At 71.5% G+C, this 13,297-nt stretch carries 17 protein-coding genes; 9 read left to right on the forward strand and 8 right to left on the reverse strand.

The window, feature by feature from the left end:
- Positions 1-4: 4 nt before the first annotated feature.
- Positions 5-607 (reverse strand): response regulator transcription factor, encoded by a 603-nt coding sequence (locus tag Psi01_RS21950; protein WP_204065953.1) that lies wholly within the window; start codon positions 605-607, stop codon positions 5-7.
- On the reverse strand, positions 604-1,815 hold the full coding sequence (locus Psi01_RS21955; RefSeq protein ID WP_204065954.1) for a sensor histidine kinase: 1,212 nt from the start codon (positions 1,813-1,815) through the stop codon (positions 604-606). Before Psi01_RS21955 ends, Psi01_RS21950 begins: the two co-directional genes overlap by 4 nt.
- A gap of 189 nt (positions 1,816-2,004) precedes the next feature.
- Between Psi01_RS21955 and Psi01_RS21960 the strand changes: the two genes are divergently transcribed.
- On the forward strand, positions 2,005-2,580 hold the full coding sequence (locus Psi01_RS21960; RefSeq protein ID WP_204065955.1) for a hypothetical protein: 576 nt from the start codon (positions 2,005-2,007) through the stop codon (positions 2,578-2,580).
- Between the two features lie 26 nt (positions 2,581-2,606).
- On the opposite strand, the gene Psi01_RS21965 is transcribed toward Psi01_RS21960, so the two are convergent.
- Together Psi01_RS21965 and Psi01_RS21970 are read right to left on the reverse strand one after the other, a co-directional pair.
- On the reverse strand, positions 2,607-3,152 hold the full coding sequence (locus tag Psi01_RS21965; protein ID WP_204065956.1) for a dihydrofolate reductase family protein: 546 nt from the start codon (positions 3,150-3,152) through the stop codon (positions 2,607-2,609).
- Between the two features lie 83 nt (positions 3,153-3,235).
- On the reverse strand, positions 3,236-3,937 hold the full coding sequence (locus Psi01_RS21970; protein WP_204065957.1) for a helix-turn-helix domain-containing protein: 702 nt from the start codon (positions 3,935-3,937) through the stop codon (positions 3,236-3,238).
- A 36-nt stretch (positions 3,938-3,973) separates the two neighbouring features.
- Between Psi01_RS21970 and Psi01_RS21975 the strand changes: the two genes are divergently transcribed.
- Positions 3,974-4,126, forward strand: a complete 153-nt coding sequence (locus Psi01_RS21975; protein WP_204065958.1) for a hypothetical protein — start codon at positions 3,974-3,976, stop codon at positions 4,124-4,126.
- A gap of 39 nt (positions 4,127-4,165) precedes the next feature.
- Here Psi01_RS21975 and Psi01_RS21980 read toward each other — a convergent pair whose 3' ends face one another.
- A complete protein-coding gene (locus Psi01_RS21980; RefSeq protein WP_239127917.1) occupies positions 4,166-4,567 on the reverse strand; it encodes a GNAT family N-acetyltransferase in 402 nt (133 codons plus the stop codon).
- Positions 4,568-4,591: 24 nt separating this feature from the next.
- The gene (locus Psi01_RS21985) at positions 4,592-5,179 is read right to left on the reverse strand and encodes a TetR/AcrR family transcriptional regulator (protein ID WP_204065959.1); all 588 of its coding nucleotides are present in this window, start codon (positions 5,177-5,179) and stop codon (positions 4,592-4,594) included.
- A 105-nt stretch (positions 5,180-5,284) separates the two neighbouring features.
- On the opposite strand from Psi01_RS21985, the gene Psi01_RS21990 reads away from it, so the two are divergent.
- The 7 genes from Psi01_RS21990 to Psi01_RS22020 all read left to right on the forward strand — a co-directional run bounded on the left by Psi01_RS21990 (position 5,285) and on the right by Psi01_RS22020 (position 10,938).
- The gene (locus tag Psi01_RS21990) at positions 5,285-5,464 is read left to right on the forward strand and encodes a hypothetical protein (RefSeq protein WP_204065960.1); all 180 of its coding nucleotides are present in this window, start codon (positions 5,285-5,287) and stop codon (positions 5,462-5,464) included.
- Between the two features lie 57 nt (positions 5,465-5,521).
- The gene (locus Psi01_RS21995) at positions 5,522-6,091 is read left to right on the forward strand and encodes a dihydrofolate reductase family protein (protein WP_204065961.1); all 570 of its coding nucleotides are present in this window, start codon (positions 5,522-5,524) and stop codon (positions 6,089-6,091) included.
- Between the two features lie 151 nt (positions 6,092-6,242).
- Positions 6,243-7,289 (forward strand): lysozyme, encoded by a 1,047-nt coding sequence (locus tag Psi01_RS22000; protein WP_239127918.1) that lies wholly within the window; start codon positions 6,243-6,245, stop codon positions 7,287-7,289.
- A gap of 48 nt (positions 7,290-7,337) precedes the next feature.
- A complete protein-coding gene (locus Psi01_RS22005; RefSeq protein ID WP_204065962.1) occupies positions 7,338-8,111 on the forward strand; it encodes an MBL fold metallo-hydrolase in 774 nt (257 codons plus the stop codon).
- A 52-nt stretch (positions 8,112-8,163) separates the two neighbouring features.
- Positions 8,164-8,676 carry a SigE family RNA polymerase sigma factor gene (locus Psi01_RS22010; RefSeq protein ID WP_204065963.1) on the forward strand — a complete coding sequence of 171 codons (513 nt, stop codon included), beginning with the start codon at positions 8,164-8,166 and terminating at the stop codon, positions 8,674-8,676.
- Positions 8,673-9,902, forward strand: coding sequence for a hypothetical protein (locus Psi01_RS22015; protein WP_204065964.1), 1,230 nt, complete (start codon positions 8,673-8,675; stop codon positions 9,900-9,902). The genes Psi01_RS22010 and Psi01_RS22015 overlap by 4 nt, the downstream gene beginning before the upstream one ends.
- A gap of 73 nt (positions 9,903-9,975) precedes the next feature.
- Entirely contained in the window at positions 9,976-10,938 is a 963-nt protein-coding gene (locus tag Psi01_RS22020) for a GNAT family N-acetyltransferase (protein ID WP_204065965.1), read from the forward strand.
- Between the two features lie 22 nt (positions 10,939-10,960).
- Here the strand turns inward: Psi01_RS22020 and Psi01_RS22025 are convergent, their stop codons facing one another.
- Both Psi01_RS22025 and Psi01_RS22030 read right to left on the reverse strand, forming a co-directional pair.
- The gene (locus tag Psi01_RS22025) at positions 10,961-12,559 is read right to left on the reverse strand and encodes a sensor histidine kinase (RefSeq protein ID WP_204065966.1); all 1,599 of its coding nucleotides are present in this window, start codon (positions 12,557-12,559) and stop codon (positions 10,961-10,963) included.
- A gap of 1 nt (position 12,560) precedes the next feature.
- Positions 12,561-13,229: a response regulator transcription factor gene (locus tag Psi01_RS22030; protein ID WP_204065967.1), complete on the reverse strand. Its 669-nt coding sequence runs from the start codon at positions 13,227-13,229 to the stop codon at positions 12,561-12,563.
- Positions 13,230-13,297 lie beyond the last annotated feature (68 nt).

The following is a 13,297-nucleotide window of genomic DNA, read 5'->3' on the forward strand; positions in this document are numbered from 1 at the left end:
TTCCTCAGATCCAGCCTTCCTCCCAGGCGCGGTGGGCGGCGGCGTGACGGGAGCTGACGCCGAGTTTGGCCATGGCCGCCGACAGATAGTTGCGTACGGTGCCCGGTGCCAGGTGGACCTGGGCGGCTATCTCCCTGATCGAGGCTCCGGTCCGGGACGCCCGCAGCACCTCCAGCTCCCGGTCGCTGAGCGGGCAGTCGTCCTCGGTCAGGGCCGAGGCGGCGATGTCGGGGTCGACGTAGCGCCGTCCGGCGGCGACGTCGCGGATGATCTCCGCCAGTTTCGTCGCGGGGGTGGTCTTGGGCACGAACCCGCTCACTCCCGCAGACAAGGCGCGGCGCAGCACTCCGGGGCGGGCGTGCCGCGTCACCAGGATGATCTTGATGGGGGATTCCGCCCTGATCTCCTCCGCGGCGCGCAGGCCGTCGGCCGGGGGCATCTCCAGGTCCAGTACGGCGATGTCGGGCCTGTGCTCGCGGGCCAGGCGCACGGCGTCGGTGGAGGTGGCCGCCTCGGCGGCGACGGTCAGGTCCTCCTCCAGCTCCAGCAGCGCCACCAGGGCACCCCTGATCAGGTCCTCGTCGTCGGCGATCAGCAACCGGATCATCGCGTCTCCACGGGCAGGCAGGCCGTCACGACGAAGCGGTCACCGTCGTGCCGCCAGGTCAGCTCCCCTCCGGTGGTCCGCAGCCGCTCGGCGAGCGTCCGCAGGCCGGTACCGGGACCGGTCTCCCGCCCCGTGCCGGGATCCTCGGGCGCGCCGTCGTTGGCCACCGTGAGGCGGGCCAGGCCGTCGGCGGTCCGGTATCCGACCTCGACGTGCCGCGCGCGGCTGTGGCGCAGCACGTTGGTGGTCGCCTCCCGCATGACCAGGCCCAGCAGGTGCCGGCCCGGATCGCGGAGGAGACCGGAGGCGGAGGGATCGAGATCCATCCGGGCGTCGGTGCCGGCCGCGGCGAGCACCCTGGTCGCGTTCGTGATCTCCTCCTCCAGGGTGACGCGGCGATATCCCTGGACGACGGCGCGGGTGTCCCGCAACGCGTCGGCGGCCAGCCGCCGTATCTCCTCGATCTCCGTGGCCGCCCGCACCGGGTCGGCCTCCATCAGCCGGGCCGCCAGCTCGCTCTTTAGAGCGATCACCTGAAGGTGGTGGCCCTGGATGTCGTGCAGATCGGCGGCGAAACGCAGCCGCTCGTCCTTGACCGCCAGCTCCGCCGACAACCGGCGGGCCGCGTTCAGCCGCTCGGCGACGTCCCACGCCCACAGCATCCCGAGCGTGACCCAGCCGGTGAGGACCACCAGCCCGGCCGGGAACGCCGCCGCGAACAGCGATCCCCGCCCCGACGCCGCGGCCGCGACCCCGCCGAGCGCGGCCGCGCCCGCCGCCGTGGCGGCGATCAGCAGCCACCGGCGCCGGCCGGGCAGGAACGCCGCGATGATCGAGACCGTCATGGCCGGGCCGAACGACCAGAGCCCGTAGTCCCCCAGGGCGAGCAGGATCACGCCCAATGCGACCCCGCCCGCGCCTCCGGCCACCAGCCATCCCACCGGCGGCGCTCCGCCCGGATCCGTGCCCGGCGAGCCGAGGGGGACGGGCGGGAGCCGGCGGCTGACGGACACGGCGACGGCCACCACCGTCAGCGCCAGGACGGCCACCGCGGCGAGCCGTGCCGGGACCGGAGTCGCCGCGTCCATGACGCGGCTCCTGGCGACGCTGTAGATCAGGAAGAACGCGGTGACGCTGAGGAGACTCCACCAGGTGTAACGGCGGAAGTTCGTCAGCCCCGTCCCAGGATCGACCGGCACGTCACGCACGCGGCCATTGTCGCAGCAATCCACCGCCCCGGCCCGCCGTGCTCCGCGCTGCTCCAGTGATGACAAATGTCACGCGATCATGTGACACATCCACGTCCTGACGTGCGGTTTCGGCACTGCCGTCAGGAGGCGGGCGTCGGCGACCCTGGAGGCCGTACATACCTCGCCCCCGTATTGAGGAGGTCTCCGATGCAGGCCGCGAACACCGCACCCGCCCCCAGACGCTGGATCGACGTACTGAAGGACCGCTGGCCGACCGCCGTCGCGATCGGCCTGACGCTCCTCACGTTGAGCGGCGGCGACCCGGGCAACGAGGTGATGAGCCTCGCCCAGGTCCTGCCCGCTCTGCCGCTGCTGTATCTCGTCGTCGCCAAGCTGGGCCGGCCCGCACTGTCGTGGCCGCTGCTCGGCGTCGGCATGGTGATCATCGTCGGGGCGCGGCTGCTGGATCTCGTCGCGCCGTCCACCATCCTGCTCATCCTGGCGCTGGTCGTGCTGGTCTGGGGCGTGATCGACGAGCACTCGCGCCGGTCCGGCGAGTTCAGGCTCCAGGCGATCGGCATGATCGGCTTCGGCGCGCTGGCACTGGCCGGCCTGGCCCTCGACCCGGAGGTCGGCCGGTACGTGGTGGGGGCCGGATGGCTGCTGCACGGCGTCTGGGACTTCGTGCACCTGCGCCGCGGCAGGGTCGTGGCCCGCTCCTACGCCGAGTGGTGCGGCGTGCTCGACGTGCTGATCGGTTTCGAGTTGATCTTCCTGCTGTGACATGCCAGGGAGCCGCCAGGTGCCGGTCAGCCGGCGTCCGGGACGTAGGACAGGTTGAGCACGCCGGTCTGGAACGTCTCGGAGTTGACCAGCTTGAGCGGGTGGGTCGGGGTGTCCTCGAACAGCCGCTGGCCGCGGCCGACGACGATCGGGTGGACGAGGAGGTTCAGCTGGTCGAGCAGTCCGTTGGCCAGCAGCCACCGCACGGTCGTCGCGGAGCCGGACATCTGGATGTCGCCGTCGGTCTGCTCCTTGATCTTGCGCAGCTCGGTCGCGACGTCACCGGAGATGACGGTGGTGTTGCTCCAGTCGGCCTTCTCCAGGGTGTTCGACACGACGTACTTGCGGGTGGCGTTGAGGGCCGCGGCGACCTCCTGGTCCTGGTCCGTCGTCGTCCAGTACGAGGACCACTCGTCGTACAGCTTGCGGCCCATCAGCATCGCCGCGGCGCTCTGCATGCCCGCCTCGACCACGGCGCCCATCTCGTCGTTCCAGTACGGGAAGTGCCACTGGTCCGGCGACTCGACCACGCCGTCCACGGAGATGAAGAAGCTGGAGATGATCTTTCCCATTGTGCTGCTCCTCGGCCGCTGGGGTCACGGAAACGGTCCGCAATCGCGAGGCGGACAACAGGAGGTTAGGCGGAGGCGGGCGCTCAGGTCTTGTACAGAAGCGACATCGGTTCCTCCGGCCCCCGGCGGCTCAACTGCGTGGCGGTCCGCCCGATGTAACGGGACAGCGACCGCGCCAGGTGCGGCTGGTCGAAGTATCCGAGCCGGTGGATCACATCGTGGGCCGGCACGCCTTCACGGATCAGAGCCGCCGCCCGCCTGGCCCGGTCGATCTGCCGTACGGCCCCGCGGGTGAGTCCGGTCGAGGCCAGGAAGCGCCGCTGGAGGGTGCGTTCGGACACGTCCGGAGACGCGCCGCCGAGCACCGCGGCGACGAGCGGATCGCGGGTGAGGATCTCCTCCCGCACCATCCGCCGTGCGAATTCCTCGGCGTCGTCATAGCCGGGAAGGCTCCAGGCGGAGCCCTTCAGCCAGAACGACCTGCGCGTCGCGTCGGGGATCGGCGCCGAGCCGTCGACGAGCCGGTTGACCGGGAGGTGGGGCATCGAGGTGCCGAGCGAGAAGACGATCCCGAAGAACGTGGCGTCCTCGGGGACGACGGCCGCGCTCGCCCTCGACTCCGGTCCCTGAACGCTCACGCTGACCTGCCCCCGGTGCTCCCAGAAGACCAGGTCCCAGTGCACCGTCGCGATCGACGTCATCCGGTCGACGCCGGAGCTGGTGCTCCGCCAGACCCGCTCGATGTACGGAGAGTCGGACGGTCGGCTCTCGATCTCCAGGCCCATCCGGGTCGTCCCCCCTCGCTTCGGTGGAGTCACACCATGGTCGCCCATCATCGCGCCTGGCGGCAGACCGTCGATCACATCCCGGACCGGCTCGACGGCGAGATCCGGTTCTCCTTCCGGGGGTTGCGATGGGTCGGGCGCGCCCTTCTGCGCCGGCGGCGGGTGCCGGCACCGCAGGACCTCTCCTGATCGCCTGAGGTCCCGGTCGTGCGCGGGAACGGCCGGGCCTCACTCCTGCAGGGCCGATCGGTTGCGCAGGCCCATGCCGGTCAGGGGGCGCATCCCCAGACGCTCGTAGTACGGCTGGAGCGGAGGATCGCACATGAGGTCGACGGAGTAGAGGTCCCCGGCCTCCTTGAGGATCCGCCGTACCAGCTCGCCGCCGATTCCCCGGCCCTGATACTCGGGGAGGACCTCGAGCCACGGGATGAACGCGGTCAGCACGCCGTCGCTGATCATGTTGACGAAGCCGACGACGCGCCCGTCCTCGTCCAGTGCGGCGATCGCGCGGTAGCTGCCGCGCAGCACCGCCAGGTGTTTGTCCGCGGACGGCGGGCTCGGCCAGCCGACGAAGAAGCCCCGCAGCCGGTCGGCCCCGATCGTGTTCATGTCATCGGTGTAGCGGATCACGCTCTGCCCTCCCGGGAAGTCGTCTCATGCCGATTGTCCCGGGCCGGGCAGGATGCGTTCGACGACGTCGGTGACCAGGTCGTGGATCCGGTCCTCGGGGAAGACGTCGGGCAGCGTGAGCCGTTCGACGATCAGCCAGTTCAGCGCCAGATAGAGCAGGATCACGGTGGTCGCGTCACCGGGCAGGCCGGCCTCCGTGTGATAGCGGATGTTGGCGTCGACGTCGGCTCGGATGCGCTCGGTCAGGAGGCGGCGCAGCTCCGGGCGACGGGTGGCCTCCAGCCGTAGCTCCAGCAGCGCCAGGTATCCGGAGCGGAAGCGGCTGATGCGGTCCACCAGGTCGTGCATGAGCTGGGTGACCTTGGCGCGGTCGCGGGGTCCCTCCAGGCCGGCGGCCAGCATGCCCGGGTCGGGCTCCAGACGCTCGTAGAAGCGGTAGCCGATCTGGGTGAGCATGTCGTCGCGGTTGTCGAAGTAGTTGGAGGCCGTGCCGTTGGGCACCTGCGCCTCGACGTCGACGGCGCGGAAGGTCAGGCCCCGTGCTCCCTCCCGGGCCAGGACCTCGATGGCGGCGTCGAGGAGCGCCGCCCGTCGTGCCGGATTCTGCCGCATCGCAATTTCTCCCGGGATCGGTGTTGACACCACTCTAGATGTAGTACTACGTTCAAACCACTCCGAACATAGTACTACACATCAAGTGCTGAGAGAGGTAACAAGATGCGAGGAAAGTCGACCGCTCCGATCGCCTTCACCGTCACGATCGCCGCCGCGGCGCGGCCCGCCGTACAGACCGCCCCGCCCGGCACGACCGCCGCCCCCGACCGCCGGCGGCGCACCCCGCGACCGCGTTCGGTTCCCCGGCCCAGGCCCCTGCCCAAGCCCGGCGGCGCCCGCTGACCGGACAGTCCCGAGAGCAGCCCCCGAAGAGACCCCACGACCAGCGAAGGACCGGATATGCGAAAGCTCGTCTACTACATCGGCATGACCATCGACGGCTTCATCGCCGCCCCCGACGAGAGCTACGACTTCTTCCCGGTGACGCAGGACGTCGTCGAATTCATCACCGAGGACTACCCCGACACCCTGCCGACGCACGTGCGCGAGCAGCTCGGCGTGGACGTCCCCAACCCGAACTTCGACACCATCGTGCAGGGGCGCGTCACCTACGAGCCCGCCCTGAAGATCGGGATCACCAGTCCCTACGCCCACCTGCGCCAGTACGTGGTCTCCACGAGTACGGCGGAGAGCCCCGACCCCGCGGTCGAGATCATCTCCGACGACGTGGTCGGCCGGGTCCGGCAGATGAAGGCGGAGGAGGGCGGGGACATCTACCTGGCGGGCGGCTCGCGCCTGGCGGGCGCCCTGCTGCCGGAGATCGACGCGCTCGTCGTCAAGCTCTATCCGGTGGTCGCCGGGGCCGGCATCCCCCTGTTCACCGCCGACTTCTCCCCCACGTACTTCACCCTGGAGGGCACCCGCACCCTCCGCGAAGGCACGGTCATCCTCACCTACGGCAGAAAGTGACCGCCGCGGCGGTCTTGCACGAGGGTGGAGCCCCTGGTGGAGCGGGTTTCGCGCCGCACGGGGATTTCCCACCCGTCACTCGGCACCCTTGCCATCCCCGGAGGCATCCGTCAGGATCTTCCCCGTCGTCACGCGGGAACGGGGGATTCACGTGAAACGTCTTTCTGCGGTGGTCGCCGCTGTCATGGTGGGGACGCTCGTACCCGCGGCCCCTCAGGTGGCCGCGGCGGGAGTCTCCACGGGCCCGGCCGTCACCGGAGTGGACGTCAGCAACTGGTCCGGCGAGATCGACTGGGGGAGCGTCGCGGGCAACGGGACGGCGTTCGCCTTCGTGTACGCCTCCGAGGGGCTCGACTACCTGAACGAACGGTTCGACACCCAGTACGGCGGCGCCGCCGAGGCCGGGCTGATCCGCGGGGCCTACCACTTCGCCCAGCCGCACGAGTCCGACGGCGCCGCGCAGGCCGACTTCTTCGTGGACAACGGCGGCGGCTGGCGCCCCGACGGCAGGACCCTGCCGGGCGTGCTCGACGTGGAGGACAACCCCTACCGGAACCGCAACGGCCTCAACTCCTGCTACGGCCTCGACCGCAAGCAGATGGTCGACTGGGTGGGGGACTTCACCCGCCGCTACCGGCAGCGGACCGGCCGCGACGCGATCATCTACACCACCACGAGCTGGTGGCGGACCTGCACCGGCGACTCCCCCGCCTTCGGCCGCAACCCGCTCTGGCTGGCCCGGTGGGGTGCCGAGCCGGGGGAGCTGCCGGCGAGCTGGACCCGGTACACCTTCTGGCAGTCGGCCGACAAGGCGCCGGGCTCCCCCGGCGGCAAGAACTCCTTCAACGGCACGCCGTCCCGGCTCAGGCTCCTGGCCAGGCCGGCCTCGAAGGTCAAGGCCGCGGGCCGGGTCACCCGCGACACCTACACCGTCACGCTGACCAACACCACCGCCGAGCCGATCACGGCGCTCAAGGTCGCGGGCCGGACGTTCGGCGGGCAGAAGATCGTCAAGGCGAGCAAGGGCTGCCGGTTCAGCGGTACGGCGGTGCGCTGCACGATCACCGAGCTGTCCCCCCGCGCCAAGGTGAGGCTCACCTTCGTCGCCAGGCCCTCCGCCCCCGCCAGGACCGCCAAGCGGGGGCTGGACCTCACGATCGGCACGGCGAGCCTGAGGCTGACCGCCAAGGCCCGGTGACCTCGCCGCGAGGCCCGGCCGCCCCCGTGATCTGGCAGGCTCTGGCACATGGATGAGCGGTGGCGGGAAGTCGGGGACCGGGTCTACGTCCGGCGGCACGAGTCGTTCGACCTGAACGTCGGGCTGGTCGTCGGGGACGAGGGCTGCCTGGTCGTCGACACGCGCATGTCCCACCGCCAGGGCCGGGACCTGGCCGGGGCCGTCCGGTCCGTCACCGCCCTGCCCTGGACCGTGGTCAACACCCACGCGCACTTCGACCACTTCTTCGGCAACGCGGTCTTCCTGCCCGCCGACATCTGGGGCCACGTCAGGTGCGCCGAGACGGCCGCGGCCACCGGTGAGGCGCAGCGGCGCAAGTGGCTGCACGAGGGGCCGGAGGAACTGGCCGAGGTGGAGATCACGCCGCCGGACCGTACGTTCACCGACGCCGTGACCCTCGACCTCGGCGGGCGCCCGGTCCATCTGCGATACCTCGGCCGGGGCCACACCGACAACGACATCGTGGTGGAGGTCCCCGGCGCGGGGGTGGTCTTCGCCGGCGACCTGGTCGAGGAGGGCGCGCCGCCGCAGTTCGGCGACGGGTTCCCGCTGGAGTGGCCGGACACGCTCGCGCGCCTGCTGGACCTGCCGGGCGAGACGGTGGTGCCCGGTCACGGCGCCGTCGTGGACCGCGAGTTCGTACGGCGCCAGCACGCCGACCACGTCGTCGCGGCCGGGATCCTCACCGCCGGCGGCGATCCCGCCCGGATGCCGTTCCCGGCGGAGACGGTGACGGAGATCGTCGCGCGGATCGCCGAACTCCGTGCCGCAGGGGAGGCATAGCCGCATCCGCTGTGGAGCGTCTTAGTGACGTAACCGCACAGTGGAGGTGATCGTGGACGCCGCAGAGGAGCGACGGTTCCGCGACTTCGTGTCGGCGCGCTCGCCGGCCCTGATGCGCCTGGCGTACCTGCTGACCGGCGGGGACCAGCACGCGGCCGAGGACCTGCTCCAGAGCGCGCTGGCCAGGACGGCCACCCGGTGGCGGACGGTCGAGGAGCCGGAGGCCTACGTCCGGCGGGCGATGTACCGCCAGCAGGTGTCCTGGTGGCGGCGGCGCAGGGAGACGACGTTCGCCGAGCCGCCCGAGCGCGGCGAGGACGACGCCACCTCCGGTGTGGAGCTGCGGATCGTGATGCGCCGGGCGCTGTCGCGGCTGACGTCCCGGCAGCGGTCCGTGCTGGTGCTGCGCTACTACGAGGACCTGCCGGAGGCGGAGGTGGCGGCCATCCTCGGCTGCTCCGTCGGGACCGTCCGCAGCACGACCCACCGCTCCCTGGCGAGGCTGCGCACGCTCGCACCCGAGCTGCGGGAGCCGCACGTGATCTTCGGGGAGGCGAAGGCATGACCATCGACGAAATCGTCCGGCAGACCCTCCGCGAGTGGTCGGGGGACGCCCGGGTGCCGGCGGATCTCGCGGACCGGGCGCTGGGCAGGCGCAGGCGGGCCGTGAAGAGGGCGTTCGCGGTGGTCGCGGGGGCGACCGCGGGCGTCGTCGCGGTGTTCGTCGTGCCGGGGATGAGGGAGCGGGTCGCCCAGCCGATCGAGACGCTCGAACACGACAGAACCGTCACGGTCCAGACCGATCCCGGCTCCGGCCGGGAAGTCCTGGCGGACCCGGACGGCGGGCCGCCGGAGAAGCTGGTCGCGGCCTACGACCGGGCCGTCTACGCCTACCACATCCGGAAGGAGAAGCAGGTCGCCGAAGGGGCGAAGGTCGTGCAGTGGACCTGGTTCGTGTACGACACCGAGGCGGGCACGTACAAGAAGGCACCGTGGGCGATGCTGGACGTGGCGCCGGGCGGTGAGACCGTCGCGGTCCTGGAGGAACTGCCCGCCCGCCGGGTCGGGGTGGTCGCCACCCGCGGCGGACCGGTCAGGTGGATCGACCTGGAACGTCCGGCAGCCTGGGTGTCCTGGTCTCCCGACGGCAGGAGGCTGCTGGTCACGAACTACGACTGGAACCCTCTGCTGTTCGTGACCATCCCCCCCGAAGGCGGCACCACGACCGCGCAGAGCATCCGGACCGGATTCACGGTGGTGGACGTGGAGGGCGGGCGAGCCGCGTTCCACGAGGTCGGCTGGACGGGTCGTTCCCTGGACCGGGGCAAGAGCTTCCGGTGGAGCGCGGACGGGACGATGGTCTGGGAATGGCGGTTGGATTACAGCGACGGCAAGGTGTTCTACGACCTGGAAGGGAACGTGCTGCCGATCCCGGAGAAGGAGAGGAACGGCAGTTTCCAGGAAGCGGGTCTGTCGCCGAGCGGCCGGTGGCTGGCGGACGATCCTGCGGCTCTGGCCGTGACGGACACGGAGACGGGCCGGACGGTCCCGCTGCCACGGGCCGTGGCCGGGCACCGGATCATGCAGCTCCTCGCCTGGGCCGACGACGACCATCTGATCGCTTGGGCGTGCGAGCTCAAGGGAAGCGACTGCGCGGGCGGCGGGTTCCGCAACCGGCTGGTCGTGATCAGCCGGGACGGCATGTCCCTGACCCCGCTCACCGGGTTCCGGGCCGACAGCCGGAAGCCCGGGTCGTGGGAGCCGCTGGTGGGCCACCGCCGGCCGTCGTGAGGACGGGTCCGTCCCGTGGTGCGGCCGGAAAACCGGTCGAGATCCGGCGAGGGCGGTCCTTATGCTCCGGAATATGACACTTGAGTGGGTCCCGCTGACCCAGGGCGACAACGGGGCGCTGGCGGAGCTGCTGGCCGCGATGGAGGCCGAGGACCGCACCGGGGAGAACTACGACGCCGACGACGTCGCCGACGACTTCGCCAACCCGGCCTACGACCTGGCGCGCGGCACCCTGGCCGGGTGGGACGACGGCAGGCTGGTCGCCTACGGCATGCTGATGGCCCGCGCCGACGCCGACCCGGTCCACCAGATGGGCCTGTGGGGCGGGGTGCACCCGGCCTACCGGCGCCGGGGCCTCGGGCGTCAGGTCGTCGACTGGGGCGTCCGGGCCGCCCCGGCGATCCATGAGAGCCGCTTTCCCGGCCGGCCGCTGGAGATCCACTTCTTCGCCCACGAACGCAACACCGGGGCGAAGGCGCTGGCCGAGGCGGCGGGCATGACTCCGGTCCGGTGGTTCTGCGACATGGGCCGGGACCTGGAGGCCGAGCTGCCGAGGGTCGCCCCGCCGGACGGGCTGAAGATCGTGCCCTACGGCGACGACCTGGAGGACGCCGTCCGCGAGGTGCGCAACGCCTCCTTCGCCGATCACTGGGGCAGCGTGCGGCACACGCCGGAGTCCTGGCGGAGCAGCATGATCGGGATGAAGGCGTTCCGGCCGGAGATCTCCTTCGTGGCCCAGGACGGTTCGGGGACGAGCGTGGGCGTCCTGCTCAGCCTCTATCACGAGGCCGACACCCAGGCCACGGGCGTCCGCGAGGCGTGGATCCAGATCATCGGCACCCTGAGGGAGTGGCGGGGCAAGGGCGTGGCGAGCGCGTTGATCGCCCACGCGCTCGCCGAGTTCCGCGCCCAGGGTTACCGCAGGGCCGGGCTGGCCGTGGACGCCGACAACGCGACCGGTGCGCTCGGCATCTACACCCGCGCCGGTTTCGAGATCAGGCAGCGCACGACCGTCTACGAGCTCCCGATCACCTGATCCCTCACGCCGTCACGACCGTTTACGCGCTCACCTGACCCGCCGGGACCGGTTGCCGGTCCCGGGAGGGCGCGGGAAGCGACTCACCGGCGGGCGGTGCGGGACGGTCGTCACGGACGTCACGGAGGCGGCGATCCGTCGCGGAGGCGACGGGGAAGCGGGCGCGCAGGCAGGCTCCCGGAGGGCCCGCGACGACCGCCAGGCCGCCGCCGTGCCGTACCGCGATGTCCCTGGCGATCGCCAGCCCCAGCCCCGAACCGCCCGCGTCCCGGTCCCTGGCCTCGTCCAGCCGGGTGAAGCGGTCGAAGACCGCCTCGTGATGCTCGGCGGGGATGCCCGGCCCGTCGTCGCACACCTCCAGAACGGCCTCCCGCCCGTCCACGCCCAGGCGGACGGTCACCGCGGACTCCGCGTGCCGCACGGCGTTGTCCACGAGGTTGGCCACCAGCCGGCGCAGCTGCCCGGCCGAGCCGCGGACCACCACGTCGGCGGCCACCTCCAGCCCGACCCGCACCTCGGATCTCGGCCGGGAACGGGCGGCCTCCTCCGCGGCGACCTGGCCCAGGTCCACCTCCTCGTGACGGTCCGGCTCACCGGCGTCCAGGCGGGCCAGCAGCAGCAGGTCGGAGGTGAGCGCCTGGATCCGGTCCACGTCCGTCAGCGCCTCGGCGGACAGCGGCCCGGGCGGGGCGAGCTCCAGCCGGGTGCGCAGGATCGCCAGGGGACTGCGGAACTCGTGGGCCGCGTCGGCGACGAAGCGCTTGTGACGGCTGACGGCCAGCTCCAGCCGGTCGAGGGTGCGGTTCATGGTCTCGGCCAGCCGGGCGATCTCGTCACGCGACCTCGGCACCGGGACCCGGCGGTGCAGGTCGCTGGCGGTGATGTCGGCCACCTCGGCGCGGATCGCCGAGACGGGGGCGAGGGCCCGGCCGACCACGAGCCAGGTGAGGACGGCGACCAGCAGGAGCAGCGCGGGGATGCCGGGCAGCAGCACGCTCTTCAGGGTGGCCAGCGCGGCGTGGGCGGAGTCCAGGGACGCTCTTGCCTTGACCAGCAGCGGACCGGCGGAGGTGTCGACCGGCAGCGTCGCGGTGACGTAGGCGCCGGGAGGCGCCCACTTCTCGGCGGAGACGAGATCGCCCGGCACCACGGCGGGCCTGCCTTTCCCGCCGGGTTCGTCGCCGGTCCTGCCCTCCGCGTCGGATGCGACGCCGGTTCTCCCTCCCGCGCCGGGCTTCCGGTCGGTGCCGGGTTCGTCGTCGGGCTCTCCCCCGGCGCCGGACGCGGGGAGGACCCGACGTGCGACGCGGGGCTCGGTCGCGTACGGCTCGCCGGCCCGTTCGACGACCGCGACCCCTCCCGCGAAGAACGCCGCCTGCTCCTCCTTGATGATCTCGATGTCGGGGTCCGCGGGCCTGCCGAACCGGTTCTCCTCGATCAACGTGCCGGAGGACAGCATGTCGGCGGTGAGGTCGGCGCGCCGGGTGGCCTCGGCGGAGGCGGTGTCGGTCAGGCTCCCGCCGAGCACGCCGACCAGCACGGCCGCGGCGGCCCCCAGCGCGACCGCGACGATCGCGGTCGCCGCGATGGTGGCCCTGACCTGGACTGACAGTCGTGACATCTCAGGCCTCCAGCCGGTATCCGGCGCCGCGCACGGTCACCAGGGTCGACCGGCCGAACGGGGCGTCGATCTTCCGGCGGAGCGCGCTGATGTACACCTCGACGATGTTCGGGTCGCCGTCGTAGGAGAAGTCCCACGCCTGGGCGAGCAGCTCGCTCTTGGAGACCACCTCGCCCTGCCTGCGGGCCAGGCCGTGCAGGACGGCGAACTCCTTCGGGGTGAGGGGGATCTCCGTCTCCCCCCGGCGGCACCGCAGCCCCGCGGGATCGACGGTCAGGTCGCCGACCGTGATGGAGACCGGCCGCGCCGTACCGCCCCGGCGCACCAGGGCGCGCAGCCGGGCCAGCAGCACGACGTAGGAGAACGGTTTGGACAGGAAGTCGTCGGCCCCGGTGTCCAGAGCCTCGGCCTCGTCCTGCACCCCGTCCTTGGCGGTGAGCATCAGGATCGGCGTCCAGTTCTCCGCGTCACGGAGCCTGGCGCAGACGGCGTAGCCGTTCATCCGGGGCAGCATGACGTCGAGAACGATCACGTCGTAGGCGTTCTCGGTCGCCATCCACAATCCGTCACGTCCGTCGTGGGCGACGTCCACGGCGAACCCCTCGCCGGCCAGACCGCCCTTGAGCAGATCGGCCAGGCGCTTCTCATCCTCGATCAGCAGCACGCGCATGCGGTCAGCCTGACGCACGCCACCTAAAGACAACCTGAAGACGGATTCGGGGACCTTCAGGCTCCCTT

It is taken from the genome of Paraplanobispora siamensis (assembly GCF_016863175.1).
Classification (GTDB): Bacteria; Actinomycetota; Actinomycetes; order Streptosporangiales; family Streptosporangiaceae; genus Planobispora; species Planobispora siamensis.